At 45.8% G+C, this 625-nt stretch carries 1 protein-coding gene; it reads right to left on the bottom strand.

The genetic code is table 11. The annotated features are described in order from the left end of the window. Positions 1–59 precede the first annotated feature (59 nt). Positions 60–625: ABC transporter permease subunit (locus R7P74_RS27315; protein WP_318123807.1), on the bottom strand; the 566-nt coding region annotated here is incomplete at its 5' end.

The following is a 625-nucleotide window of genomic DNA, read 5'->3' as shown; positions in this document are numbered from 1 at the left end:
TTGTGATTGCTGCTGACCAAACACTACATCACGATTTTCAATAGTAATTGCGTCCATGATTAAGCCTCCTTCTGGTTTGGCGCTTTGCATAAGCGATCAAGAATGATGGCAACAAGAACAATCGCTAAACCAGCTTCAAAACCTTGCGAGATATTTACAGTATTCAGTGCACGTACAACCGGCTTACCTAAACCATCTGCACCAACCAGTGCGGCAATAACCACCATCGAAAGAGATAGCATAATACATTGGGTAACCCCCGCCATGATGCTAGGTAGTGCCGCAGGTAACTCCACTTTAAACAGCAATTTCATACGGCTTGCGCCAAATGCTTTACCCGCTTCCAGCAGCTCTTCTGGCACTTTGATGATGCCCAAATACGTCAATCGAATTGGTGCTGCAATGGCAAAAATGATGGTTGAAATCAGTCCCGGTACAATGCCTAAACCAAACAGAACCAATGTCGGGATCAAGTACACAAATGTCGGTACGGTTTGCATCAAATCCAAAATAGGTCGGAGTAACGTGTACAACCAAGGACGATGCGCTGCCATGATCCCCAGTGGCACGCCAATTAATACGGAAATCGTTGTCGCTGCAAACACGAGAACAAAGGTTTCCAGCA

The organism is Vibrio sp. 2033 (assembly GCF_033339735.1).
Note: the sequence above shows the minus strand (reverse complement) of the source record. Positions and strands in the feature narration are given on the sequence as shown.